Origin of the sequence: Lonepinella sp. MS14435 (genome assembly GCF_042485795.1) — a bacterium.
In the GTDB taxonomy this organism is placed as follows: Bacteria; Pseudomonadota; Gammaproteobacteria; order Enterobacterales; family Pasteurellaceae; genus Lonepinella.
Genome location: NZ_CP169368.1, coordinates 1,099,878 through 1,124,890, shown reverse-complemented (window position 1 = coordinate 1,124,890; position 25,013 = coordinate 1,099,878). Strand labels below are relative to the sequence as shown.

The following is a 25,013-nucleotide window of genomic DNA, read 5'->3' as shown; positions in this document are numbered from 1 at the left end:
CTATAATGTAGGCTTTATTTTAAAGTTCAAATTAGGAATCAAAATGACAGACTTGAATACGGTTCTCGCAGAACTAAAACGCGGCATTGATCAAATTTTTTCAGAACAAGATTTAATCGAAAAACTCAAAGAAAACCGCCCGTTGCGTGTGAAACTCGGGGCTGACCCAACCGCACCTGACATTCATTTAGGTCATACGGTGGTGCTAAATAAATTACGCCAATTCCAAGAATTAGGACATCAAGTGCAGTTTTTAATCGGGGATTTTACAGGTATGGTAGGCGATCCATCAGGTAAAAATACCACTCGCCCACCGCTAACACGTGAAGATGTGTTACGTAATGCGGAAACCTATAAACAACAAATTTTCAAAATTCTCGATCCACAAAAAACTCAAATTGTGTTTAACTCTGAATGGTTGGGACAGCTTGGCACCGAGGGCATGATTCGTTTAGCTTCTAACTATACCGTAGCTCGTATGCTAGAACGTGATGATTTCAAAAAACGTTTTGCTAATCAACAACCTATTGCTATTCATGAATTTATTTATCCGTTATTACAAGGCTACGATTCTGTTCATTTAGAATCAGACGTAGAATTAGGCGGAACCGACCAAACGTTCAATCTATTAATCGGTCGTGAACTGCAAAAAGCCAACGGACAAAAACCACAAGTCGCCATTACCTTGCCATTATTAGTGGGCTTAGACGGCGAGAAAAAAATGTCCAAATCTTTAGGCAACTATATTGGCGTGGCTGATGCTCCAAATGAGATGTTTGGTAAAGTGATGTCCATTTCTGATGAATTAATGTGGGATTGGTATGATTTGCTGTCTTTCCGTCCATTAACGGAAATTGCTCAATTAAAAGCCGATGTGGAAAATGGTAAAAATCCACGTGATGTGAAAATTTTGTTAGCCAAAGAAATCATCGCTCGTTTCCACGATCAAGCGGCAGCCGATGCAGCAGAACAAGAATTTATCAACCGTTTCCAAAAAGGGGCAATGCCCGATGAAATGCCTGAATTTACTTTTGAGAGCGAAATTGGGTTAGCTAATTTATTAAAAGAAGCTGGCTTAGTGCCGTCCACATCAGAAGCCATTCGTGCAGCTCAACAAGGCGGTGTGAAAATCAACGGTGAAGCCGTAAATGATGTGAAACAGATCATCAAAGCTGGTACGACAGCCGTTTATCAGGTGGGTAAACGTAAATTTGCTAGAGTAACTATCAAATAATGATGAAAAAGGGGCATTTCACGATGCCCCTGTTCTATTCTTATCTTACCAATTCACCATTCGACTCGGTCTTATCACATTATCTTTACCGATGTCTGCGACACCTAAAAACAAATTCTTATCAGAAAATAACCGCACTTGACCGTAACATTGTTGGCTATTTTCAAATTTCACCCGTTGCCCAAAGCTGACGGCGTTGGTTTGTTCAACGCTTAACCTGAGTATAGGAAGTTTTGAAACCGCACTATCTACGGGTAACAAATAGCTATCCAGTAAAGTCAAATCTTGTTGTTCGCCTAATACTTGTAACTGTTCCCAACTGAGCATTTTGTCTGTAGGATAATCCGCCACAGCAGTACGGCGTAGCATGGTGACATGCGCTCCACAGCCTAAATATTCGCCTAAATCGTCCACCAAGGTACGAATATAGGTGCCTTTAGAACAATGCACTTCAAGGGTTAAATACGGAGCTTGGTAGGAAATAAAATTCAGTTCAAAAATACGAATCGGACGTGCTTCACGTTCTACGGTGATACCTTGTCGGGCATATTCATACAAGGGTTTACCCTGATGTTTTAAGGCTGAAAACATGGTAGGTACTTGCATTAAATCGCCACGAAAATGCTCAAGTGCGGTTAAAATCTCGGGTATTTTTGACCGCACTTCTCGAGTTTGTACAATTTGACCTTCTGCATCAGAGGTGTCAGTGCGTTCACCCAATTTTGCCGTGACAAGATAGCGTTTATCCGCATCAAGCAAAAACTGACTAAATTTAGTGGCTTCGCCTAAACAAATTGGCAACATGCCTGTTGCCAATGGGTCTAATGCTCCCGTATGCCCAGCTTTATTGGCTTGATATAAGCGTTTTACTTTCTGCAAAATATCGTTAGACGACATACCTTGCGGTTTATCCAGTAAAAATACGCCGTGAATATCTCTACCTTTTTTACGTGGTCGAGACATTAGTTTTCCTCTATGTGTCGTTCTTGATCTTTGCGAATAACGTCTGTCACTAAGTTTGACATACGCATACCTTCCACCAAAGACTGATCGTAAACAAAGCGTAACTCTGGCACAATGCGTAATCGCATCGCTTTACCAACTAACGAGCGAATATACGGAGCAGCTTTTTCTAAACCTTTCATACCCTGTTCAATAGCGGATTCATCGTGATCAAATAAGAATGTCACAAAGATTTTGGCATAGGCTAAATCTCGGGATACCTCAACATCGGATACCGTTACCATACCAATACGAGGATCTTTTACTTCCCGTTGCAAGATAATTGCCACTTCTTTTTGTAATTCTTGTGCGACTCGGTCAGAACGTTTGAAATCTTTACTCATTGTTTTCTCTTTATATTATTAGGAATAAAAGCCCCCCTCAGTCCTGCGGACAGCTCCCCCCGTAAACAGGGGGAGCGAAGAAAACGTGAATATCACATTCTCTTCTGTAGCAGATAGCTCCCGTAAGCAGGGGAACAAAAGCTTTATAATTTTACATAGAATTTGTAAATTTCGCTCCCCCTGCATTGCGGGGGGAGCTGGGCAAAGCCCTGAGGGGGGCTAACATTTATTAAATCGTACGTTTCACTTCAACCACTTCAAATACTTCGATTTGGTCGCCAACTTTGACATCGTTGTAGTTTTTCACGCCGATACCACATTCCATACCATTACGCACTTCGCTAACATCATCTTTGAAACGGCGGAGAGATTCTAATTCGCCTTCAAAAATCACCACGTTATCACGCAACACACGGATTGGGTTGTTACGTTTCACTACACCCTCGGTCACCATACAACCTGCAATCGCCCCAAATTTAGGGTGACGGAACACATCACGCACTTCGGCAAGACCGATAATTTCTTGTTTAAATTCAGGTTGTAACATACCGCTCATTGCCGCTTTGATTTCGTTTAGCAATTCATAAATAATAGAATAATAACGTAAATCAATATTTTCACTTTCAATAATTCGGCGAGCAGACGCATCGGCACGTACGTTAAAGCCGACCATAATCGCATTAGATGCAGCGGCTAAGGTCGCATCAGTTTCAGTGATACCACCTACACCTGAACCCACCACTTTCACTTTCACTTCGTCCGTTGAAAGTTCTTGTAAGGATTGAACAATAGCTTCCACAGAACCCTGTACATCGGCTTTCACAATAACATTCAATTCTGCTACATCACCTTCTGCCATATTGCTAAACATATTTTCCAGTTTCGCTTTTTGCTGACGAGCAAGTTTCACATCACGGAATTTGCCTTGACGATATAATGCCACTTCACGGGCTTTCTTCTCATCACGCACTACTGTCGCTTCGTCCCCTGCCGCTGGCACGCCAGAAAGTCCTAACACTTCCACAGGAATTGATGGACCTGCACTATCGATTTCCTTGCCATCTTCATCACGCATTGCTCGCACGCGACCATATTCAAAACCACAAAGTACAATATCACCACGGTTTAATGTACCTGATTGCACTAAAATAGTTGCCACTGGACCACGACCTTTATCAAGATAAGATTCAATCACCACCCCACTTGCCATACCGTCTTTCACAGCAGTTAATTCAAGCACTTCGGATTGTAATAAAATCGCATCAAGCAGTTCATCGACCCCAAACCCTTTTTTCGCCGAAACATGCACAAACTGCACATCACCACCAAATTTTTCTGCTACCACTTCGTATTGCAATAATTCTTGCTCTACACGATCTGGGTTAGCTTCTGGCTTATCGATTTTGTTCACGGCTACCACGATCGGCACACCTGCTGCTCTCGCATGTTGAATCGCCTCAATAGTTTGTGGCATCACACCATCATCTGCCGCCACCACTAATACCACGATATCCGTTGCTTTCGCACCACGAGCGCGCATAGAAGTAAATGCTGCATGTCCTGGAGTATCCAAGAAAGTAATCACTTTACCTTTGGTTTCAACATGATATGCACCAATATGTTGAGTAATACCACCCGCTTCGCCTGCTGCCACTTTGGCTTTACGAATGTAGTCAAGTAAAGAGGTTTTACCGTGGTCAACGTGACCCATAATCGTTACCACTGGAGCACGATTGACTTTTTCCGCCTGCGTATCACGATCACCCAATACTGATTCTTCTAGCTCATTTTCTTTACGTAAAATGACTTTATGACCTAATTCTTCCGCCACTAATTGAGCAGTTTCTTGGTCGATCACTTGGTTAATCGTCACCATTTCGCCCATTTTCATCATGGTTTTAATGATTTCCGAGGCTTTAATCGCCATTTTATTGGCTAATTCAGCAACCGTAATAGTTTCACCGATCACCACATCACGGTTAACTGCGGCAGCAGGTTTAGTAAAGGCTTGTTGAATTGAACTGCCTTTTTTACCCTGTTTACCTTTGCCTTTTACATCTTTTTGGTTACGACGATCTGATTGGCGTTCATTTTTATTGCCCTTTTCATCATCACGTCCACCTTTTTTGGCTTTGACAACTTTATTTTTACCACCACGTCCACGACCTTCATTACGGCGTGAAACCTCATCTTCTGCATCACGGGCATAACTTGAAGTTAAATGATAATCCGCAAAATCCTCTGCACTGCTCGTTTCATGATGATTATCTTCACGTTCAGCATAACGTCTTGCTTCTTCTGCTGCTTTACGAGCTTGCTCTTCTGCTTTCTGACGTGCCAATTCTTCTGCTTTACGACGTAATTCCGCTTCTTCCGCACGACGTTTTTCTTTTTCAGGATCGAGTGGTTTTTGCACCGCACTTTTTTCTGGTTTAGCTTTAGCTTCAACTTTTGCTTTAACTAATTCAGATTTCATTTCTCGTTCTTTTTTGACTTTGTCACTGGCTTCTTTAACTTCTGCTTCTTGTTTCGCTTTTAATCTAGCTTGTTCCGCCGCTTTTTTAGCTGCTTCAGTATCAATTTTACGTGATTTACGAACTTCAACCTGTACGGCTTTGGCTTTACCTGTTGGCGTAGTCGTACTCACTGTTGTTTTAGTACGGCGTTGTAAGCTCAATTTTTTCGGTGCTTCATTTTCTAATTTATCAGTCATAATATCCTCCTTACAACGATTAACTAAACCAACAGATTTCACGGGCTGCCATAATTAATTCAGCTGCTTTTTCTGGGCTTAATTCTTCAATTTCTGCCAAATCATCAACCCCTTGTTCCGCTAATTCTTCTAGGGTAACAATACCTTGTTCCGCTAATTTAAAAGCAATATGACGCTCCATACCGTCAAGGTTTAATAAACGCTCTTCAATATGTGCGGACTCTAATGCTTTTTCTTCGGCTAATGCCGTTGCGGTAATTGCATTCTTCGCTCGAGTTTGCAATTCTTCAATCAGATCTTCATCTTCCAATCCATCAATCGCCGTTAATTCACTCACCGAAACATAGGCGATTTCTTCAAGAGAAGTAAAACCTTCATCAATCAAAATTTGAGCAAAGTTTTCATCAATCTCAAGTGCGGTCATAAATAATCTTAAAATTTTATTATCTTCCGCTTGGTGTTTTTCATTCAGCTCATCGGTGGTCATCACGTTTAAAGTCCAACCTGTCAGTTGAGTGGCTAAACGGACATTTTGTCCATTACGACCAATGGCTTGTGCAAGATTTGCTGGCTCAACCGCAATATCCATAGAATGATTATCTTCATCTACCACAATAGAACTTACATCAGCTGGTGCCATGGCATTAATCACGTATTGAGCTGGATTATCGTCCCAAAGTACAATATCCACTCGCTCACCACCTAATTCATTGGTAATTGCCTGTACTCTTGCCCCACGCATACCCACACAAGCACCAACTGGATCGATACGTTTATCGCTACTTTTCACCGCAATTTTTGCTCTTGAGCCAGGGTCACGAGCAGAACCTTTAATCTCGATCACTTCCTCACCAATTTCTGGGACTTCTAAGCGGAATAATTCTTCCAACATAATCGGCTTCGCACGGGTCACAAATAATTGAGCCCCTTTGCTTTCTGGTGAAACTTTATACAACACACCACGAACACGATCCCCTGGGCGGAAATTTTCGCGTGGTAACATATCTTCACGTACAATCACCGCTTCAGCTTTTACAGGATCTTCTTTGTTACCAATTAATTCCAGAATAATAGTTTCACGATTAACTTTTTTTACCGTACCAATAACGATATGACCTTCTTCACTAACAAATTGCTCAACCACTCGGCTGCGTTCCGCATCACGAATTTTAGTACTAATTACTTGACGTGCAGTTTGCATCGTAATACGGTCAAACGCCACAGATTCAATTTGATCTTCAACAAAATCACCTACTTGAATATTTGGATCATCTAAACGAGCAGCATCAAGCGTAATTTCTTTAGTCGGGTTAGTCACTTCTTCGACTACTGTCCAACGACGAAATGTATCAAATTCACCTGTTTTAGGATCAATCGCTACACGAACATCAATTTCAGAGGGTTTTTCAACCCCTAAACGCTCTTGTTTTTGAGCATGCTTTTTCTTAGTTGAAAGGGCGATTGCACTTTCTAACGCCTCAAAAATCACTTCTTTTGGTAGGGATTTCTCGTTAGATACGGCTTCAGCCGCTAATAAAATTTCTTTACTCATTTTTTTCATTATCCTTATTAATAGTTAAATTCGATGACTAAAATTTTGCCACAACATTCGCTTTTTGGATATTACCAAACACTAAGGTTTGCGGTTGATTATCGACAATTAAGGTCAACATATCATTGTCAATTTTTTCTAATATACCTTGCCATTTACGGCGATCTGCCACAGGAATACGCAAATGTACACAAATTTCCTTACCAATATAGCGTTCATATTGTGCCAAACTAAACAGCGGACGATCCAAACCTGGTGAAGATACTTCAAGGTTGTATTTATCCGCAATGGGATCTTCTACATCTAAGATAGCACTGACTTGACGGCTAACATCTGCACAATCTTCTACTGTCACACCGCCGTCTTTATCAATAAATAAACGAACCGTCATAAAACGCCCAGATCGTTGACACTCGATACCCCAAAGCTCACAGCCTAAATCTTGCACTGATCCTTGCAGCAATTCTGTTAATTTTTGTTCTAATGTTGCCATTTATTATCCTTGTTTCCTTTTCTGTCCTCTATCTTCTGTTATCTGTATTCAGACACAAAAAAAGGGCTTAAAAGCCCAGTGTAAACTCTCAAATTTTACGTACAAAAAAACCCAAATTCCAAATTTGGGTTTCACTGAACCTTTATTTCCTTTCTTACCAATAAACTTAATAAGAAAGTGGTTGCGGGGGCTGGATTTGAACCAACGACCTTCGGGTTATGAGCCCGACGAGCTACCAAGCTGCTCCACCCCGCGTCCGAAATATGTGGCGTATTATACATAAAGATTTAAACAATTCAAGTTTTTTTTAAAATCCAATGCCTGTACCAACTGCAACACCAACCCCACCATTACTCGCACCAAAACCGCCACCAACAGTACAAGCTGAAAGAAAACTCGCCATTAAAATAAACAAAATTATCTTTTTCATCATACTCTCCTAAAATTAAATTAAAGGGGAATTGTACCGCAATATCATAAAACTGTTAAGATAAATAGAAAAACTAGGGGGCATGCTTGCCCCCGTATCATCTAATTTCGACAAATAATATCTCGCACTAATGGCGAATGATTTCTTACGGATTTCCGTTGTAAACATTTAAAGGTGATATCCAACAAAGAATCGACTATTTTATGGTGATTCTGCACACTACAAATCACCTTATTTTCTAACAGATCTAACATATCATCATTACCAAACGTCGCAATCGCTAAATTTTTCGGAATAGACTTATGTTGACCTAATAACACACTAAAGACCCCTTGTAATAAGGTCAATGATGTTACAAAAATCGCATCTGGCAAAGTATTCTCGACTAACCATTGGGCAAAGATTTTTGCACTACTCTCTTTATGAAAATGATCGGCATATAAAAACTCAGCAGATTTCGACCGCACTTTTAAGGCATTTCGAAAACCTCTTTCACGCTCACGGCTAGTTTGTAATTCAGGAACAGCCCCCAAAAATAACACTCGTTGATAAGATTCTTGAAATAATTTATCCGCCAGTTGAAAGGCATCTTGTTCATCATTAGTTAATACATTTAACGCACTTTTGACATTCACTTTACGGTCAAAGCCAATCACTGGAACTTTACCTGCATATTCTGCATAGAACTGATGATTAGTCACCAACGCACTAGAAATAATCAACGCATCAACTTTACGGCGTAATAATTGCTTAACGCAACCCATCTCATTTTGTTCATTATCATTCGAACAACTAATCAGTAACTGATAGCCTTTCTCACGACAACGGTTTTCTAACTGATTGGCTATTTTGGCATAACTCATATTTTCAAAGTCAGGAATAATTAATCCAATGGTGCGACTTCTACCCGCCCGCAAACTAGCAGCTAACACATTAGGTTTGAAATCATGTTCACTAATTAATGCCTTGACCTTGGCTATTGTTTTATCACTAACACGGTATTGTTTCGCCTTACCATTTACCACATAGCTAGCTGTAGTTCGCGAAACACCTGCTAATTTGGCTAACTCATCTAATTTCATCGCTACCTCAAAAATGCGAAATTTCCAGAACGGGCATTATAAATATATTATTACTCATAAAGAAAGCATTGATTTTCAAAAGTTTGATCTAGATCCCAAAAATTTAACAAAAATGTTCTAATCCATATTGATACAAAGCATTTTTCTTACAATCATAAAGCTCTGCCACAATTGCTGCTGCTTTTTTTAACGGTAATTGTTGGCTAATTAATTGCAACGCTTTAATCGCCTTAGGATCAAATTCATCTGTATCATTTTTTGGTTTTCCCTCAATGATTAACACCATTTCGCCTTTAGTACGATTGCTATCTTCGATTAACCATTGGCGTAAATTTGCCACTTGATTTCCTACGATCATTTCCCATGTTTTGGTAATTTCTCGAGCTAATACAACATATCGTTCTGCCCCAAAAACAGCTTCAATATCAGCTAATGTGTCTAAAATACGGTGGGTGCTTTCATAAAAAATTAAAGTGCGGTCTTCTTTAGCTAAATTTTCCAACTTATCCTTACGTGCTTTACTTTTGGCAGGTAAAAATCCTTCAAAACAAAAACGATCGGAAGCAACTCCCGAAGCACATAGTGCTGTTACTGCAGCACAAGCCCCTGGTAATGGCACAACGTTTATTTCCGCCTGACGACACTTTCTCACTAGATGAAATCCAGGATCACTAATCAATGGCGTACCAGCGTCCGAAATCAAGGCAATATTCAAGCCTTGCTGTAATTTTGCCACTAATAAATCCGCTTTTTGTTGCTCATTATGGTCATGCAAAGCAAAAAAAGGCTTTTTAATCCCATAATGACTGAGTAATAAACCACTGTGACGTGTATCTTCGGCAGCGATCAAATCCACTTCGGAAAGAATAGTTAACGCACGTTGCGTGATATCTTGCAAATTGCCAATCGGGGTGGCAACAATATATAAAGTACCTGAATTTATCATTTTATATCTTCTTATTGCTTTTAATTGATGAGCGAAGTAAGATCTACACATCTTTCTTATAACGGAGTAATTATGTCTATTCTATTACAAGGTACGCAATTTAAAAAACGTTTAATGCCACTTTTATTTCCTGTACTCCTAGCAGGCTGTACAAATTTGTTCGGTAGCGACTTTGATCAAACCTTAAAACGTGATGCCAATGCGAATTCTGACTTCTATATGAACAAAATCGCTCAAACCCAAGAACTCGAAGATCAACAAACCTATAAATTGTTGGCAGCTCGTGTTTTAGTCACTGAAAATAAGATAGCTCAAGCGGAATCCTTATTAGCAGAATTAAATTTAAAAGAATTAACCCCAGAACAATTACTCGATAAATCCTTAATTGATGCACAAATTTCAGCAGTAAAACAACATAATAGCCAAGCTGAAAGCCAGTTAAAATTGATTAATTTAGCACAGTTAAGTTCTTCGCAAACTGCTCGTTATTATGAAGTGTCCGCTCGTATTGCGGAAAATCGAAATCAATTTATTGATGCGGTGAAAGCACGTATTAAAATTGATAGCTCACTAACTGATGTCCAAAGAAAACAAGAAAATATTGACCGCACTTGGGCGTTATTACGCAAAACCAACAAAGCAACCATTAATATTACCTCAGCAGAAGGTGATGCTAGCTTAGGCGGTTGGTTAGCGTTAGCTAAAGCCTACAATGATAATCTAAGCCAACCAGCTCAATTAAGCGAAGCTCTACAAAACTGGAAATCAGCTTATCCAACGCATAGTGCAACTTATTTATTCCCAACTGAGCTAAAAAGTTTATCTAATTTCCAACAAACCCAAGTTAACAAAGTGGTATTATTATTGCCTTTAAGTGGTGATGCTCAACTACTTGGTAGTACCATCAAATCAGGATTTGATAATGCCAAGGGTGATACCAATAATGAAATTCAGGTAGATGTCATTGATACAATGACCACCGATATTCCAACTGCCATTGAACAAGCTAAACAATCTGGTGCAAGAGCAATGGTTGGTCCTTTATTAAAAAATAATGTTGATGTGGTTTTAAGTAATCCAGCTAGTATTCAAGGTCTAAATGTACTCGCCTTAAATTCAACCCCGAATGCTAAAGCAGTTAATCAACTTTGTTATTATGGGTTAGCTCCAGAAGATGAAGCAGAATCTGCTGCGAATAAAATGTGGAACGATGGCATTCATTCACCTTTAGTCATGGTGCCACAATCTGACTTAGGGCAGCGTACAGCCAGTGCATTTACAGTCCGTTGGCAACAGCTATCTGGTTCAGATGCCAATATTCGCTTCTATAATCAAGCACAAGATATCGCCTTAGCCTTAGAAGAAGGTGCTAGTAAACAGGCAGAGGCAATGTATATTGTAGCTTTAAGTGAACAGTTAGGTGAAATTAAGTCAGTGGTTGATAATGTCAATCCACAGCTAAAACTTTATGCAAGTTCTCGTAGTAATTCATCTAATAATACGCCTGAATATCGTTTACAAATGAATGGATTGCAATTTAGTGATATTCCATTCTTTAAGGAAACCGATTCTGAGCAATATAAAAATATTGAGATGAAAACGAATGGTGATTATTCTTTAATGCGTTTATATGCCATGGGAGCGGATGCGTGGTTATTAATCAACCAATTTAATGAACTACGTCAAGTACCAGGATATTCTGTCAGTGGCTTAACGGGTAAACTAAGTGCAGGTCCAAATTGTAATATTGACCGCGATATGACGTGGTTCCAATATCAAGACGGTAATATCAATACCATTAAGAACTAAATGTTTTCACCCAAACAAAAACTTTCTACCAAACAACAAGGGGCGAGATTTGAACAATATGCTCGCCTTTTTTTAGAAAACCAAGGTTTACGTTTTATTGCAGCGAATCAAAATTTTAAGTGCGGTGAATTAGATTTAATCATGTTAGACGATGAAACCTTTGTCTTTGTGGAAGTTCGCCAACGCAAAAATGATCTTTTTGGTTCAGCGGTAGAAAGTGTGGACTGGCATAAACAACAAAAATGGCAAAATGCCGCTAATTTATGGCTTATGCAACAAGGACAAAGCCTAGAAGATGCGGATTGTCGTTTTGATTTAGTCGCTTTCGGTCGAACCCCAAAAGATATTGAATGGATCCCTAACTTTCTTGACTAATATGCTAAATAAAATTAACGATCTCTTTGCAGAAAATATTCAAATTCAAATTTCGGCATCTAAATCATTAGCCAATAATCTAAGTATTGCTACGCAAAACTTAGTGAATTGCCTATTACGTGGCAATAAAATTATTGTATGTGGTTTAGGACGTTCCTATGCAAATGCACAATTTTTAGTCGCTAATTTAATTAATCGCTACGAATTAGAACGCCCGAGCTTTCCCTCTGTTTTATTAAGTCTTGACGGAGCCATGGGTTCTGCTATTATTTTTGATAACCCGACAGAAAACTTATTACTACGCCAATTTAATGCAGTAGCACAACAAGGCGATATTTTATTAGTGCTTTCTCCCTTTGGTAATGAAGAACCCATTTTAAATGTGATACATCAGGCTTTTACCAAAGAAATTTCAGTCATTGCTTTGACCAGTAATAATAGCGATCATTTACGTGGTTTACTGAGTGAAAATGATCTAGAAATTGCCGTACCAAGTAATAGAGAAAGTCGTATTTTAGAAAGCCATTTATTTCTGATTAATGCACTTTGTGAACTTATTGATCATACATTATTTACACAAAGTGGTTGACAAAACCCTGAACTAACAACAGACTATAAGAGGTTATGTAAGGAGTAGAACAAATGAAAATTAACACACTAAAAAATCTCGCAATGATATTAACTGCCACATTTATCCTACAAGGTTGTGTTGCTTTAGGTTTAGGTGGTGCAGCAGTTGCAACCAAAGTTGGTACAGATCCTCGCACAATAGGCTCACAAGTGGATGATGAAACCTTAGAACTCAAAGTCTATGATGCCATCACCAAAGATGAGCAAATTAAAGCTGAAGGTCGTGTAGTCGTGGTTTCTTACAGTGGTCGTGTATTATTACTTGGTCAAGTGCCTGATGAAAGTTTAAAAGAAGTTGCCACAGGTTTAGCGAAAGGTGTTGAAAATATAGGTGATGTATATAATGAAATGCGTGTAGGTTCACCTATTTCACTTACTCAAAAAACACAAGACAGCTGGATCACTACAAAAATCAAATCTGATATGTTGTTAAATTCTGCGGTTAAAACCACTGATATTAAAGTGATTACTGAAAATAAAGAAGTTTTCTTACTTGGTAATGTTACCCAAGATCAAGGCACTGCCGCCGCAGAAGTGGCACGTAAAGTGTCTGGGGTAGAAAAAGTGGTTAAAGTATTTAAATACTTAAACTAATTATCAGCTAGCATTATCTAAGTTTAGCCGCACGAAAAGTGCGGTTTATTTTATTGATCTTTTATAAACACAGGATAAATCATGACGGATATTACAAAACAACAGGTACTAGATGCCTTTCATTTTCGTTCTGCTTGTCGTAGTTACGATCCAAACAAAAAAATCCCACAACAAGATATGGATTATATTTTGGAACTCGCTCGCCTTTCCCCAAGCTCCGTTGGTTCTGAACCATGGAAATTTATTGTGCTACAAAATCCAGAATTGCGTGAAAAAATTCACCCAGTGACATGGGGAATTAAACACCCGATTCAAGAAGCCAGTCATTTAGTGATTATCTTAGCCAAAAAGAACGCTCGCTACGATAGTGAATTCTTACGCAATGCTCTTGTGCAACATGGTCTAAATCCTGAGCAAATTGAAGCCACCATTGTCCGTTATAAATCATTCCAACAAGATGATATTAAAATTCTTGAAAGCGAACGTACTCTATTTGATTGGTGTAGTAAACAAACTTATATTGCCCTTGCTAATATGATGACAGGTGCTGCTTTAATTGGCATTGATAGCTGCCCGATTGAAGGTTTTAACTATGATGAAGTGAATCGTATTCTCGCCCAACAAGGTGTATTAGATCCAAATGAATACGGTGTATCTTGCATGGTAACCTTTGGTTATCGTAATAAGGAAATCAAAAAGAAACACCGTAAACCTGTGGGACAAGTAGTTGAGTGGATTGAATAAAAGAGTGCGGTATTTTTTCACCGCACTTTTAAAAGTGCGGTTTAATATTAAGATTTTTTAATTGCTAACGCTGGCTTGTTATTAAATATTCTACGTTTAAAAACTCTGTTTTCACCTACTACTCTTGGTTTGAAAGCTAATAAATCGTCCAATGAAAATGTAATATGGTTCTTTAAACCTAGCGGGTTTGCCCCATTCAATTCTTTACAACTAACCATAGACGAATTATGTCCGTATTTACTCAAAATATTTAAATGAATACGACTTCTCGCTTCTCGGTTATTGCCTGTTTCACCATTATCTTCGGCAACATCTTGATTTAAATAAGATTTTAAATTGGTTAAATCATTGAGTGCTTTGTAGTAATACTGTTTTAGTTCGTCTGTCCAATTCGACATCTCTGGGAAAGGATTGATATCTCTGAAAGGTACTTTAGTTAATCCGTGGAAAGCCAGTTTATGCATAACAATCAAAGCGATGTCTTGCAAGGCATTGCCAACTATTCGGGTAGCACTGCAATGGGCAGGTGCTGCGATTCTTCCCATATATGCTGTAATGGGAGGATGGCATGTCCATTGTTGAATAGACGAATTAAGATTATTTTGTTCTTGTTGGTTAAGTTGTTTTTCATAGCTTTTTAAATCCATGTTTCTATTTGGTGGTATGCCGACTGTTTCTGTTTCAATTTCACGATAACCGCCACCCACATCAGAATGAGCACCAATAAACGCATAAGTCATTCCCGCCCCGTTTGTGTCGGTTAGTGGAAAGTTTTCACGATATTCATCTAATGCCACAAAATGGACGATTTGTTCGGCACTGTAGGGGGCTAAATTAAAATTATAGGCTTCGTAATTTTCTAAAGACGGTGTTTTACCACGTCTTTCGTTAATAATCAGTTTTAAGTCGCTTTCTTTATGTGTGTCTTGTTTCGGCTTCCAGTTATAATCATCGCCGGGGTTGCCAAAGGAACCAACCGTATCAAATAAACCGACGAATTTTATTTGGTGGTTTAGTTTTTTTCCTGTTTTCGCGAGTGTATTGATAAAATCTCTAGCCATAGCTGCACCGCGGCTAAAGCCAAATACATCAATTTGTTGATTATATTGATCATCAGGAAATTTTTCCAAAAGTTCTTTAACTTGGTTGATTGCCAATCTAATACGTTGAGCCCCACCAGAACCAAAAGCAAGACCCGTGGTGTAATCTTTCTCGTTCTTTTTTGTCCCCACACCTTCAATATAAATAGCTTTAACGACAATTTGACATTCGGTAACCTTTTGCCCTTTGATGGTTTCGCCGTCACGATATAATTTATACAACTTGGCAATATTGCTCAACCCATTCTGACTTCGACCTTCGGAATCGTTATATAAATTATTGCCCGTACCGTCAAAAAACATACCTATTCGGATCACTTTACAAGTCATAAATTACGCTCACTTCTTACTGTATTTTTATAAATAGACCAAACATTTTCCTGTTCATTATCTGGTTGCCATTCTGTATAAAAATCTGGAATTTTACGAGTGATTTTCGGCATACCTTCTTGCACGCCACGCAAACTCCAATTGTTGTAATGAATCCCAGCATCATCATAGTCTTTTTTTAAAACTTCAAAGCGTAAATAATCGTAAATTTCACCTAAAGGTGTATCTACATGACTGCTTTTCATTTTTTTTACAATAAAATCTAGTTTCGGATCTTGTTCAAAGTCACTGCCAATAATGGCACAGACTAAAGCCATAGTTTCTAATGTTGCTCGTCTTCGATTGGGATAATAACGTTTTGCTATTTCATCAACTTTTTCAACCCAAGCCAGTTGAAAAGTTTCGTCTTTATCTAACCAAAAACCAGGATAATAAATATCCAGCATTTTGGCGACTTCACCATAAATTTTCAGTTTTTTCTGATAGTAAATTTTATCCCATTGTTCTTGGGTTAATCGCATAGGTTGAAACATGGTATTCTCCTTATTGTTTGTTGGCTGCGATTCGTTTAAACAGCCGTAATTGATTTCTGCACAACGGCGATTGGCAAAAAAGTCTTCACGAAAAGGTTTATTGCAACCGCTTAAACCGATAATCAGTAACACGGGAATAACTATTTTAATGAATTTCATCATGATATACTCCTAAAAAGTGCGGTCAATTTTGGTTAATTTTTTGTTTGGTTTTAGTTAAAAAACGCTGTTCCAAATTACTTTACAGGTCATAAGCCCTCCAATCCTCTAATTTGGCTATCATAAATATGCCAGACATTTTCCTGTTCATTATCTGGTTGCCATTCTGTATAAAAATCTGGAATTTTTCGAGTGATTTTCGGCATACCTTCTTGCATGCCACGTAAACTCCAGTTGTTGTATTGTCTGCCAGCATGGTCAAAATCTTTCTTTAAAATTTCAAAACGTAAATAATCGTAAATTTCACCTAAAGGGATATCCACATCGTCAGTTTTCATTTTTTTCACAATAAAATCCAGTTTCGGATCTTGTTCAAAGTCACTGCCAATAATGGCACAGACTAAAGCCATTTTTTCCAAGGTTCCACGTCTTCGATTGGGATAATAACGTTTTGCTATTTCATCAACTTTCTCAATCCAAGCCAGTTGAAAAGCGTTGTCTTTATCCAACCAAAAACCGGGATAATAAATATCCAGCATTCTGGCGACTTCAGCATAAACCTGTAACGTTTCTTGGCGACGGATTTTGTCCCATTGTTCTTGGGTTAATCGCATAGGTTGAAACGAGATATTCTCCCTATGGCTTGTTGGCTGCGATTCTTTTAAACAGCCGTAATTAATTTCTGCACAACGGCGATTGGCAAAAAAATCTTCACGAAAAGGTTTATTGCAACCGCTTAAACCAATAATCAGTAACACAGGGATAACTATTTTAATGAATTTCATCATGATATACTCCTAAAAAGTGCGGTCAATTTTAATTGACTTTTATGCTTGATTTTAGTTAAAAACGCCGTTCCGAATTACTTTACAAATTACGCTCACTTCTTACTGTATTTTTATAAATAGACCAGACATTGTCCTGTTCATTATCTGGTTGCCATTCTGTATAAAAATCTGGAATTTTTCGGGTGATTTTCGGCATACTTTCTTGCATGCCACGTAAACTCCAGTTGTTGTATTGTCTGCCAGCATGGTCAAAATCTTTTTTCAAAATTTCAAAGCGTAAATAATCGTAAATTTCACCTAAAGGTGTATCTACATGACTGCTTTTCATTTTGTTCACAATAAAATCCAGTTTGGGATCTTGTTCAAAGTCACTGCCAATAATGGCACAGACTAAAGCCATAGTTTCCAAAGTTCCTCTGTCATGTCGACCATAATACTTTGTCGCAATGTTATCGACTTTTTCAATCCAAGCCAGTTGAAAAGCGTTGTCTTTATCCAACCAAAAACCGGGATAATAAATATCCAGCATTCTGGCGACTTCACCATAAACCTGTAACGTTTCTTGGCGACGGATTTTATCCCATTGCTCTTGGGTTAATCGCATAGGTTGAAACATGGTATTCTCCTTATTGTTTGTTGGTTGCGATTCGTTTAAACAGCCGTAATTGATTTCTACACAACGGCGATTGGCAAAAAAGTCTTCACGAAAAGGTTTATTGCAACCGCTTAAACCAATAATCAGTAACACAGGGATAACTATTTTAATGAATTTCATTATGATATACTCCTTAAAAGTTAAAAGTGCGGTCAATTTTACCGCACTTTTACCCTCAACATAACCAACTACAACAACAGTGCCGATCCCCATTTAATAATATCAAAGAAGAACTTGTTATCATCTGTAGCTGCAGTGGTTGATTTACCATTTTCTTTAGTTTCCACTTCTACCATGGCAGATTTACGTTCCCCTTGTACCACGGCTAAATCATCTCTGGCTTTAGTGCGTAATACAGCACATTGTTTACTATCCAGACTTTCTACATCGTCTTTGGATTTATATTTTTTAAATTGATAGGTGGCGTAATCCATGGCTTTTTGATCGCCTTGAATAATTTTCACATTATCTTCACCAATAATATCTTCTAGCGGATAAAAAAAGACGTATTGAGAGTGAATATAGCTATCTTCTTTTTGGAAATGCTCATATTGAATCCGAGTTAAATTTGGGTAAATACATTGTTCTGTTTGTTTTGCGACAAACGCCCATTTTTGTGCATTACTATCCGATAATTCATACGCCGCTCCAGCATATTCTGCTGGAATAGTAGATTGATTATCACTAAAACTACAACCTAGTAATAAAAATAAGGTAATTGAGAGAGAGAATTTCTTAAACACTGTTAAAATCCTTGTTAAAAATCATTTGTTGCTATTTTAAAGGGAAAATTTATTTCGTCAATCTTATAGCTCAACAATAAAAAAGTGCGGTGTAAAATCTTTTATTTTTTACACCACACCTCAATATGTATTAAAAGGGACTAATCTATCCCAATAATTTCTTCAAAGCATCACCGATTTCTGCAAGGCTTTGTACCGTTGTCACACCAGCATCTTGTAAGGCTTGGATTTTTTCTGCTGCCGTTCCTTTTCCGCCACTAATAATAGCCCCCGCATGCCCCATTCGTTTACCTTTCGGTGCGGTCATTCCCGCAATATAAGACACCACTGGTTTAGTCACGTTGGCTTTGATAAATGCCGCTGCTTCTTCTTCCGCAGAACCGCCGATTTCACCGATCATCACAATGGCTTCAGTTTCTGGATCTTGTTGGAAACGTTTGAGAATATCAATAAAGTTAGACCCTGGAATTGGGTCGCCACCGATACCTACGCAAGTAGATTGACCGAAACCATTATCTGTGGTTTGTTTTACTGCTTCATAGGTTAAAGTACCAGAACGAGAAACAATCCCTACACGCCCTTTTTTATGAATATAGCCTGGCATAATGCCGATTTTACATTCATCTGGGGTAATAATCCCTGGGCAGTTCGGACCAATCATCACCACATCAGTTTGAGCCAGTTTTTGTTTGACGGCTAACATATCTATGGTTGGAATGCCTTCGGTGATACATACAATTAATTTAATACCAGCGTCAATAGCTTCTAAAATGGCATCTTTACAGAACGGTGCTGGAATATAAATTACACTTGCGGTTGCACCAGTTTGCTCAACGGCTTCACGGGCTGTATTAAACACTGGCAAGCCTAAGTGTGTAGTGCCACCTTTATTGGGCGATACACCACCGACTAATTTTGTGCCATAAGCTAAGGCTTGTTCACTATGGAATGTGCCTTGACCACCAGTAAATCCTTGGCAAATCACTTTTGTATCTTTATTAATTAAAATTGACATATCCGATCCTTATTTCGCTGCATTAACCACTTGTTCAGCAGCATCGGTTAAACTTTGAGCGGCAATAATATTGACACCACTTTTGGCTAAGATTTCACGTCCTAATTCAGCGTTATTGCCCTCAAGTCGCACTACTACAGGGACATTAACACCGATTTCATTGACCGCACTAATAACGCCTTCGGCAATTAAATCACAGCGGACAATGCCACCGAAAATATTAACCAGAATAGCTTTTACATTGGGATCGGAAAGAATAATTTTGAACGCTCCTGCAACACGTTCTTTGGTTGCACCACCGCCAACATCAAGGAAGTTGGCTGGCTGTCCACCGTGCAATTTAATAATATCCATGGTTCCCATGGCAAGCCCTGCACCGTTCACCATACAGCCAATATTACCCTCTAATGCCACATAGTTTAAACTTAACGCTTCTGCTTCTGCTTCACGTCCGTCTTCTTGGCTTGGATCTTGCATGGCTTTTAACTCTGGTTGACGGTATAACGCATTATCATCAACCACAATTTTGGCATCTAAACAATGTAAATCATCATTTTGTAAAATCACTAATGGGTTAATTTCTAATAAGCTAAGGTCTTTTTCGATAAATAATTTGCTGAGTTGACAAAATAGGTGAGCAAATTGTGCGACTTGTTTACCCGTTAAACCTAATTTAAACGCCAGTTCACGCCCTTGATAAGGTTGAGCGCCCAGTAAAGAATCAACTGCGACTTTATGTAATAAGTGCGGTGTTTTTTCAGCCACTTCTTCAATGTTCACACCGCCCTCAGTAGAAGTCATAAACACAATACGTTGTGAACTACGATCAATCACGGCACCTAAATAAAGTTCTTTTTTTACCTCTGCACAGGCTTCCATGTAAATAGTATTAATCGGCTGACCATTGCTATCAGTCTGGAACGTAACTAAACGTTTGCCCAAAAAGTTAGTAAAAAATGACCGCACTTCATCGCTAGATTTCACCACTTTCACACCACCAGCTTTACCACGTCCACCAGCGTGAACTTGGCATTTAGCCACCCATGCAGTCCCCCCCAGTTTTTTTGTTGCTTCAATCGCTTGTTCTACATTTTGACAAGCATAGCCCTCACTCACTGGCAAACCATATTGAGCAAAAATTTGTTTGGATTGATATTCATGTAAATTCATCGACTGTCCTTTTTATTCATTTAGCATCAGGGCGTTTTTGCCCAACTCAAATCAGCGAAAATTAAATATCCAATAACAATCTGGTTGGATCTTCTAACAATTCTTTGATCGTGACTAACGCCCCGACACTCTCACGTCCATCAATTAAACGGTGATCGTAAGACAACGCTAAGTACATCATAGGACGAATTACCACTTGACCATCGACCGCAATCGGACGCTCTTTAATGGCGTGCATACCTAAAATAGCACTTTGTGGAGGGTTAATAATTGGTGTTGACATTAACGAACCAAACACACCGCCGTTAGTAATAGTAAAATTACCTCCCGTTAATTCTTCCACGGTAAGTTTGCCATTTTGCCCTTTTTCAGCTAAGGTCTTAATCGCTTTCTCAATTTCCGCCATGCTCATTTGATCGCAATCACGTAAGACTGGAGTCACCAAACCACGTGGCGTTGACACCGCAATACTAATATCAAAATAGTTGTGGTAAATAATGTCATCTCCATCAATAGAGGCATTAATTTCTGGATAACGTTTTAATGATTCCACCACCGCTTTGACATAAAATGACATAAAGCCTAAACGCACACCGTGGCGTTTTTCAAATTTTTCGCCATAGCTTTTACGTAATTGCATAATCGGTTGCATATCTACTTCATTGAATGTAGTCAGCATTGCCGTGGTGTTTTTCACTTCAAGTAAACGTTCCGCCACACGTTTACGTAATCTGGTCATCGGCACACGTTTTTCACTGCGTAAATTTGCTTGTGAGAAATCTTCGCCCGTTTGCACCGCAGTTTGAGCTTTATTGACCAAAGTACGCTCTACGTCTTCACGGGTAATCCGACCGCCTACTCCAGAACCTTTAATTTCTTTCGGATCAAGATCATATTCCGCAATTAAACGGCGAATTGCAGGGCTTAAATCTTCTTGATGATCTTGCTCTGCATCTTGGTTTAAGCTCGCTTTATAACGTTCCGCTGGAGTCGATTCCGCTGTTTTTTCTACTAGTTTGGTTTGAATTCCATCTACTTCGGTGCTTAATTTACCTAGCACTTGGTTACTCACCACCGTTGCCCCCTCGTTTTCAGTAATACTCGCAATCACCCCGTCTGCAGAAGCTGGTACTTCTAATACTACTTTATCGGTTTCAATTTCCACTAAAATTTCATCACGGCTAACGGCTTCACCTACCGTTTTATGCCATTTAACTACCGTTGCATCGGCTACACTTTCTGGTAGTGCTGGGGTAAGAATGTCTAAATCACTCATAATATTTCCTTTTTAATTGTGCATAAAAATTAGCTTATAAAGTTAAAGCATCAGTTACTAAATTCTGTTGTTGTTCATTATGTAATGCCATATATCCAGCTGCTGGAGAAGCAGATGCTGGGCGACCTACATAACGTAAACTGGCATCCTCAGGAATGCTTTGGATAAAATTATGTCGAGAACAATACCAAGCCCCTTGGTTTAACGGCTCTTCCTGACACCAAACATAATCTTTAACGTGTGAATATTCACTTAAAACAGACCGCACTTCATCTTCTGGATAAGGATAAAGTTGTTCAATCCGAATAATAGCGACATTGGTTTGATTGTTTTTACGGCGGCGTTCTAATAAATCGTAATAGACTTTACCCGAACACAATACGACACGTTTTACTTGTGCTGGATCCAACTCATCAATTTCACCAATCACATTTTGGAATGTGCCATCGGTTAATTCTTCCATAGCAGAAACCGCTAATGGATGACGTAATAAAGATTTTGGTGAAATAACGATTAAAGGACGACGCACTTTACGTAGCATTTGACGGCGTAATAAATGATAAATTTGTGCAGGTGTAGAGGGGATGCAGACTTGCATATTATGTTGAGCGCAAAGTTGCAAATAACGTTCCAAACGAGCAGATGAATGTTCTGGACCTTGCCCCTCATAACCATGTGGGAGTAATAACACCAAACCACACATTCTGCCCCATTTCTGTTCACCAGAACTAATAAATTGGTCGATTACCACTTGTGCGCCATTGGCAAAATCACCGAATTGAGCTTCCCAAATGGTTAAGGTTTTTGGTGTGGTGGTCGCATAACCATACTCAAAGGCAAGCACGGCTTCTTCAGAAAGAACCGAATCCCAGACCTCAAAATTACCTTGTTTATCATGCAGATGACATAATGGCACATAGCCATTTCCGTCATTAATACAGTGTAACACCGAATGACGGTGGAAGAATGTACCACGTCCACAGTCCTCACCAGATAAACGGATATGATAACCGTCATCAAGTAAAGTTGCATAAGCCATGGTTTCACCCATCCCCCAGTCTAATAATTTCTCACCTTTTGCCATTAAAACACGATCCGCATAAATTTTTTCTACACGAGGATGAATTGGGTGGGTTTCAGGATATTGTGAAACACGTTGAGCCAAATCTTTAAAGCGTTGTAAATCAAAACGACTTTCATAATCGGCATTCCATTCTGGATTTAAAAACTGTAACCAATCCACTTTATCGTAATTTATCTCTCGCCATTCAGACACCACTCGCTCACCACGATCTAGTGCATCACGGTAATTATTAATAAATCCTGTGGCTTTTGCATTATCGATAATGCCCTCATTAATAAGTCTGTCGGCATATACTTGACGGGGGGTTGGATGAGCTTTGATTTTTTTATACATCATCGGTTGAGTAGCTGATGGTTCATCTGCTTCGTTATGACCATGCCGCCGATAAGACACCAAATCAATAAAAATATCACGCTTGAATAAGGTTCGGAATTCTACTGCCATACGAGCTGTATAGGCTACCGCTTCTGGATCATCACCATTCACATGAATAATCGGTGCTTCGATCATTTTGGCAATATCCGTACAATAAACAGTAGAACGTGTATCTTTTGGGAAAGATGTAGTAAAACCAATACGGTTATTAATCACAATACGAATGGTACCCCCCACCGTATAACCCCGAGCATCAGACATATTCAAGGTTTCTTGTACTACCCCTTGACCAGCAACAGCACTATCACCATGAATAGTCACTGCCAACACTTTACTATGATCATCATCACCAAGTCGTTTCTGTCTAGCACGCACTGACCCTTCAACTACTGGACTGACAATTTCTAAATGTGACGGGTTAAACGCTAACACCAAATGCACACGACCATCATCTGTCAAGAAATCAGAAGAAAAGCCCTGATGATATTTTACGTCCCCAGTACCATTGGTGTAATGTTTGCCAGCAAATTCATCAAATAATTCCGCCGCTTTTTTACCTAATACATTAACCAGCATATTTAAGCGACCACGGTGTGCCATACCAAATACGATTTCCTGTACACCCTGTTTTGAACTATGGCGAATAACTTCCTTAATCAATGGCACAAAGGCATCACTACCCTCTAATGAAAAACGTTTCGCACCGGGGAATTTTGCTCCGATATAACGCTCTAATCCTTCGGCAGCAGTCAATTCAGCTAACAATTTTTCTTGATCAGGTTGGCTAAAGTGCGGTGTATTTACCCAATCTTCTATTTGTTTTTGTAACCATCTACGGGCTTCTAAATCGTTCACGTGCATAAATTCCAAACCAATTTTACCGCAATAGGTTTTCTTCAACGAATCACCCAGTTCACGCAAACTAATTTTTTCTTTATGGAAAATATGTCCACTCAAATCAAAAACTTCATCAAGATCGGCATCGGTAAGGTTATAGAAACGGTAATCTAAGGTTGGGACTTCAGGTTTTTCACGTAAATTAATGGGGTCAACATCTGCCAATAAATGTCCACGATAACGATACGCATTAAGCCATCTCAAGACATTGGCTAAACGCTCTCCCACTTTAGGATCGATGACTGTAACACCTTTGGGGGATTTTTCCAAAGCCAAACGGCGAAAATAATTACGTACTGGTGAATGAGCTTGTTCGGGTTGGCTTGACCCTATAATATTTTTTGCTAAAGAATCAAAGGTTTGTCGCCAACTCACTTCCACAGAATCGGGATCTTGTAAATAATCTTCATACAAATCTTCAATATAAGACTGACTTCCACCAGACAACGCACTTTGTGCTAGCCACTGCTGAAATGAATTATTTTGCATCGTTTTCCTACCTATTAAATTTAACATCTATCATACACAAAATTTAGATTTTATAAGTGTAATCTAAATGGCGTAACTTTACCTTATTATTGAAAATAAAAATATGATCTACATCACACTTTTTAAATTTAACAAAAATTTTACATGACTTTTTGCAGATAAAGCATACAAAAATAGGATTATATTTAGACAATATGAATAATCAAGCCAGATTCATAACATCATGACATTGTCGGGTTGAGAACTTACAAAAATTACAAAAACATAACATAAACACAACAAAGCCCAATTTGAGTGATGCTATAAAATTTATATCTATCGGTGTCGCAAATTTATTTAGGCTATGCTTACATTAGAATTATCTCATTATAATTTGATTAGAAGTGTCCTGATCACTATAATTAAATGATAATCGTTCTATTTTAAGCTAGACTAACACAACTTGAACACC

General features: G+C 38.8%; 23 protein-coding genes and 1 tRNA gene. 6 read left to right on the top strand and 18 right to left on the bottom strand.

Features of this window, described 5'->3' with window-relative positions; genetic code table 11:
- Positions 1–43: 43 nt before the first annotated feature.
- On the top strand, positions 44–1,234 hold the full coding sequence (gene tyrS / locus O1Q80_RS05340; protein ID WP_386693485.1) for a tyrosine--tRNA ligase: 1,191 nt from the start codon (positions 44–46) through the stop codon (positions 1,232–1,234).
- 45 nt (positions 1,235–1,279) lie between these two features.
- On the opposite strand, the gene truB is transcribed toward tyrS, so the two are convergent.
- The 9 genes from truB to rsmI all read right to left on the bottom strand — a co-directional run bounded on the left by truB (position 1,280) and on the right by rsmI (position 9,796).
- Complete coding sequence (truB, locus tag O1Q80_RS05335) at positions 1,280–2,197, bottom strand: tRNA pseudouridine(55) synthase TruB (RefSeq protein ID WP_386693482.1); 918 nt, start codon at positions 2,195–2,197, stop codon at positions 1,280–1,282.
- Positions 2,197–2,580 carry a 30S ribosome-binding factor RbfA gene (gene rbfA, locus O1Q80_RS05330; RefSeq protein WP_386693480.1) on the bottom strand — a complete coding sequence of 128 codons (384 nt, stop codon included), beginning with the start codon at positions 2,578–2,580 and terminating at the stop codon, positions 2,197–2,199. The genes truB and rbfA overlap by 1 nt, the downstream gene beginning before the upstream one ends.
- Before the next feature lie 229 nt (positions 2,581–2,809).
- The gene (gene infB, locus O1Q80_RS05325; protein WP_386693479.1) at positions 2,810–5,293 is read right to left on the bottom strand and encodes a translation initiation factor IF-2; all 2,484 of its coding nucleotides are present in this window, start codon (positions 5,291–5,293) and stop codon (positions 2,810–2,812) included.
- Between the two features lie 19 nt (positions 5,294–5,312).
- Positions 5,313–6,845: a transcription termination factor NusA gene (gene nusA, locus O1Q80_RS05320; RefSeq protein ID WP_386693478.1), complete on the bottom strand. Its 1,533-nt coding sequence runs from the start codon at positions 6,843–6,845 to the stop codon at positions 5,313–5,315.
- Between the two features lie 37 nt (positions 6,846–6,882).
- Positions 6,883–7,338 carry a ribosome maturation factor RimP gene (rimP, locus tag O1Q80_RS05315; RefSeq protein ID WP_386690072.1) on the bottom strand — a complete coding sequence of 152 codons (456 nt, stop codon included), beginning with the start codon at positions 7,336–7,338 and terminating at the stop codon, positions 6,883–6,885.
- A 178-nt stretch (positions 7,339–7,516) separates the two neighbouring features.
- A tRNA-Met gene (locus O1Q80_RS05310) sits at positions 7,517–7,593 on the bottom strand.
- A gap of 52 nt (positions 7,594–7,645) precedes the next feature.
- A complete protein-coding gene (locus O1Q80_RS05305; protein ID WP_386693476.1) occupies positions 7,646–7,768 on the bottom strand; it encodes a hypothetical protein in 123 nt (40 codons plus the stop codon).
- A 101-nt stretch (positions 7,769–7,869) separates the two neighbouring features.
- Complete coding sequence (gene cra / locus O1Q80_RS05300) at positions 7,870–8,850, bottom strand: catabolite repressor/activator (RefSeq protein ID WP_386690068.1); 981 nt, start codon at positions 8,848–8,850, stop codon at positions 7,870–7,872.
- Between the two features lie 103 nt (positions 8,851–8,953).
- A complete protein-coding gene (gene rsmI, locus O1Q80_RS05295; protein WP_386693474.1) occupies positions 8,954–9,796 on the bottom strand; it encodes a 16S rRNA (cytidine(1402)-2'-O)-methyltransferase in 843 nt (280 codons plus the stop codon).
- A 72-nt stretch (positions 9,797–9,868) separates the two neighbouring features.
- Here rsmI and O1Q80_RS05290 point away from each other — a divergent pair, with 72 nt between their 5' ends.
- The 5 genes from O1Q80_RS05290 (at position 9,869) to O1Q80_RS05270 (ending at position 13,948) form a co-directional block, all read left to right on the top strand.
- Positions 9,869–11,605 (top strand): penicillin-binding protein activator, encoded by a 1,737-nt coding sequence (locus tag O1Q80_RS05290; RefSeq protein ID WP_386693472.1) that lies wholly within the window; start codon positions 9,869–9,871, stop codon positions 11,603–11,605.
- Complete coding sequence (locus tag O1Q80_RS05285; protein ID WP_386690060.1) at positions 11,606–11,980, top strand: YraN family protein; 375 nt, start codon at positions 11,606–11,608, stop codon at positions 11,978–11,980.
- Position 11,981: 1 nt separating this feature from the next.
- A complete protein-coding gene (locus O1Q80_RS05280; RefSeq protein WP_386690058.1) occupies positions 11,982–12,569 on the top strand; it encodes an SIS domain-containing protein in 588 nt (195 codons plus the stop codon).
- A gap of 53 nt (positions 12,570–12,622) precedes the next feature.
- Positions 12,623–13,204 carry a division/outer membrane stress-associated lipid-binding lipoprotein gene (gene dolP / locus O1Q80_RS05275; RefSeq protein ID WP_386690056.1) on the top strand — a complete coding sequence of 194 codons (582 nt, stop codon included), beginning with the start codon at positions 12,623–12,625 and terminating at the stop codon, positions 13,202–13,204.
- An 81-nt stretch (positions 13,205–13,285) separates the two neighbouring features.
- On the top strand, positions 13,286–13,948 hold the full coding sequence (locus O1Q80_RS05270; RefSeq protein WP_386696113.1) for an NAD(P)H-dependent oxidoreductase: 663 nt from the start codon (positions 13,286–13,288) through the stop codon (positions 13,946–13,948).
- A gap of 47 nt (positions 13,949–13,995) precedes the next feature.
- On the opposite strand, the gene O1Q80_RS05265 is transcribed toward O1Q80_RS05270, so the two are convergent.
- From O1Q80_RS05265 to sucA, 9 genes are all read right to left on the bottom strand, one after another.
- Entirely contained in the window at positions 13,996–15,378 is a 1,383-nt protein-coding gene (locus tag O1Q80_RS05265) for a phospholipase effector Tle1 domain-containing protein (protein ID WP_386696112.1), read from the bottom strand.
- Entirely contained in the window at positions 15,375–16,073 is a 699-nt protein-coding gene (locus O1Q80_RS05260; protein ID WP_386696111.1) for a hypothetical protein, read from the bottom strand. Before O1Q80_RS05260 ends, O1Q80_RS05265 begins: the two co-directional genes overlap by 4 nt.
- Before the next feature lie 86 nt (positions 16,074–16,159).
- Positions 16,160–16,858 (bottom strand): hypothetical protein, encoded by a 699-nt coding sequence (locus O1Q80_RS05255; RefSeq protein ID WP_386696109.1) that lies wholly within the window; start codon positions 16,856–16,858, stop codon positions 16,160–16,162.
- Positions 16,859–16,937: 79 nt separating this feature from the next.
- Complete coding sequence (locus O1Q80_RS05250; protein WP_386696108.1) at positions 16,938–17,633, bottom strand: hypothetical protein; 696 nt, start codon at positions 17,631–17,633, stop codon at positions 16,938–16,940.
- Positions 17,634–17,701: 68 nt separating this feature from the next.
- Positions 17,702–18,256, bottom strand: coding sequence for a DUF5358 domain-containing protein (locus O1Q80_RS05245; RefSeq protein ID WP_386690051.1), 555 nt, complete (start codon positions 18,254–18,256; stop codon positions 17,702–17,704).
- Between the two features lie 145 nt (positions 18,257–18,401).
- Complete coding sequence (gene sucD, locus O1Q80_RS05240) at positions 18,402–19,271, bottom strand: succinate--CoA ligase subunit alpha (protein ID WP_386696107.1); 870 nt, start codon at positions 19,269–19,271, stop codon at positions 18,402–18,404.
- A gap of 9 nt (positions 19,272–19,280) precedes the next feature.
- Complete coding sequence (sucC, locus tag O1Q80_RS05235) at positions 19,281–20,441, bottom strand: ADP-forming succinate--CoA ligase subunit beta (protein WP_386696106.1); 1,161 nt, start codon at positions 20,439–20,441, stop codon at positions 19,281–19,283.
- Between the two features lie 61 nt (positions 20,442–20,502).
- Positions 20,503–21,717, bottom strand: a complete 1,215-nt coding sequence (gene odhB / locus O1Q80_RS05230) for a 2-oxoglutarate dehydrogenase complex dihydrolipoyllysine-residue succinyltransferase (protein ID WP_386696104.1) — start codon at positions 21,715–21,717, stop codon at positions 20,503–20,505.
- 34 nt (positions 21,718–21,751) lie between these two features.
- Entirely contained in the window at positions 21,752–24,562 is a 2,811-nt protein-coding gene (sucA, locus tag O1Q80_RS05225) for a 2-oxoglutarate dehydrogenase E1 component (RefSeq protein ID WP_386696102.1), read from the bottom strand.
- Positions 24,563–25,013 lie beyond the last annotated feature (451 nt).

Bases quoted from the DNA above. Each gene is read 5' to 3' on its own strand.
- sucA (WP_386696102.1), bottom strand. From the start codon at position 24,562: ATGCAAAATAATTCATTTCAGCAGTGGCTAGCACAAAGTGCGTTGTCT.
- rimP (WP_386690072.1), bottom strand. From the start codon at position 7,338: ATGGCAACATTAGAACAAAAATTAACAGAATTGCTGCAAGGATCAGTG.
- O1Q80_RS05250 (WP_386696108.1), bottom strand. From the start codon at position 17,633: ATGAAATTCATTAAAATAGTTATCCCTGTGTTACTGATTATTGGTTTA.
- O1Q80_RS05290 (WP_386693472.1), top strand. From the start codon at position 9,869: ATGTCTATTCTATTACAAGGTACGCAATTTAAAAAACGTTTAATGCCA.
- O1Q80_RS05270 (WP_386696113.1), top strand. From the start codon at position 13,286: ATGACGGATATTACAAAACAACAGGTACTAGATGCCTTTCATTTTCGT.
- cra (WP_386690068.1), bottom strand. From the start codon at position 8,850: ATGAAATTAGATGAGTTAGCCAAATTAGCAGGTGTTTCGCGAACTACA.
- odhB (WP_386696104.1), bottom strand. From the start codon at position 21,717: ATGAGTGATTTAGACATTCTTACCCCAGCACTACCAGAAAGTGTAGCC.
- truB (WP_386693482.1), bottom strand. From the start codon at position 2,197: ATGTCTCGACCACGTAAAAAAGGTAGAGATATTCACGGCGTATTTTTA.
- O1Q80_RS05255 (WP_386696109.1), bottom strand. From the start codon at position 16,858: ATGATGAAATTCATTAAAATAGTTATCCCTGTGTTACTGATTATTGGT.
- rbfA (WP_386693480.1), bottom strand. From the start codon at position 2,580: ATGAGTAAAGATTTCAAACGTTCTGACCGAGTCGCACAAGAATTACAA.
- dolP (WP_386690056.1), top strand. From the start codon at position 12,623: ATGAAAATTAACACACTAAAAAATCTCGCAATGATATTAACTGCCACA.
- O1Q80_RS05280 (WP_386690058.1), top strand. From the start codon at position 11,982: ATGCTAAATAAAATTAACGATCTCTTTGCAGAAAATATTCAAATTCAA.
- infB (WP_386693479.1), bottom strand. From the start codon at position 5,293: ATGACTGATAAATTAGAAAATGAAGCACCGAAAAAATTGAGCTTACAA.
- O1Q80_RS05265 (WP_386696112.1), bottom strand. From the start codon at position 15,378: ATGACTTGTAAAGTGATCCGAATAGGTATGTTTTTTGACGGTACGGGC.
- tyrS (WP_386693485.1), top strand. From the start codon at position 44: ATGACAGACTTGAATACGGTTCTCGCAGAACTAAAACGCGGCATTGAT.
- sucC (WP_386696106.1), bottom strand. From the start codon at position 20,441: ATGAATTTACATGAATATCAATCCAAACAAATTTTTGCTCAATATGGT.
- sucD (WP_386696107.1), bottom strand. From the start codon at position 19,271: ATGTCAATTTTAATTAATAAAGATACAAAAGTGATTTGCCAAGGATTT.
- O1Q80_RS05305 (WP_386693476.1), bottom strand. From the start codon at position 7,768: ATGAAAAAGATAATTTTGTTTATTTTAATGGCGAGTTTTCTTTCAGCT.
- nusA (WP_386693478.1), bottom strand. From the start codon at position 6,845: ATGAGTAAAGAAATTTTATTAGCGGCTGAAGCCGTATCTAACGAGAAA.
- O1Q80_RS05285 (WP_386690060.1), top strand. From the start codon at position 11,606: ATGTTTTCACCCAAACAAAAACTTTCTACCAAACAACAAGGGGCGAGA.
- O1Q80_RS05260 (WP_386696111.1), bottom strand. From the start codon at position 16,073: ATGATGAAATTCATTAAAATAGTTATTCCCGTGTTACTGATTATCGGT.
- rsmI (WP_386693474.1), bottom strand. From the start codon at position 9,796: ATGATAAATTCAGGTACTTTATATATTGTTGCCACCCCGATTGGCAAT.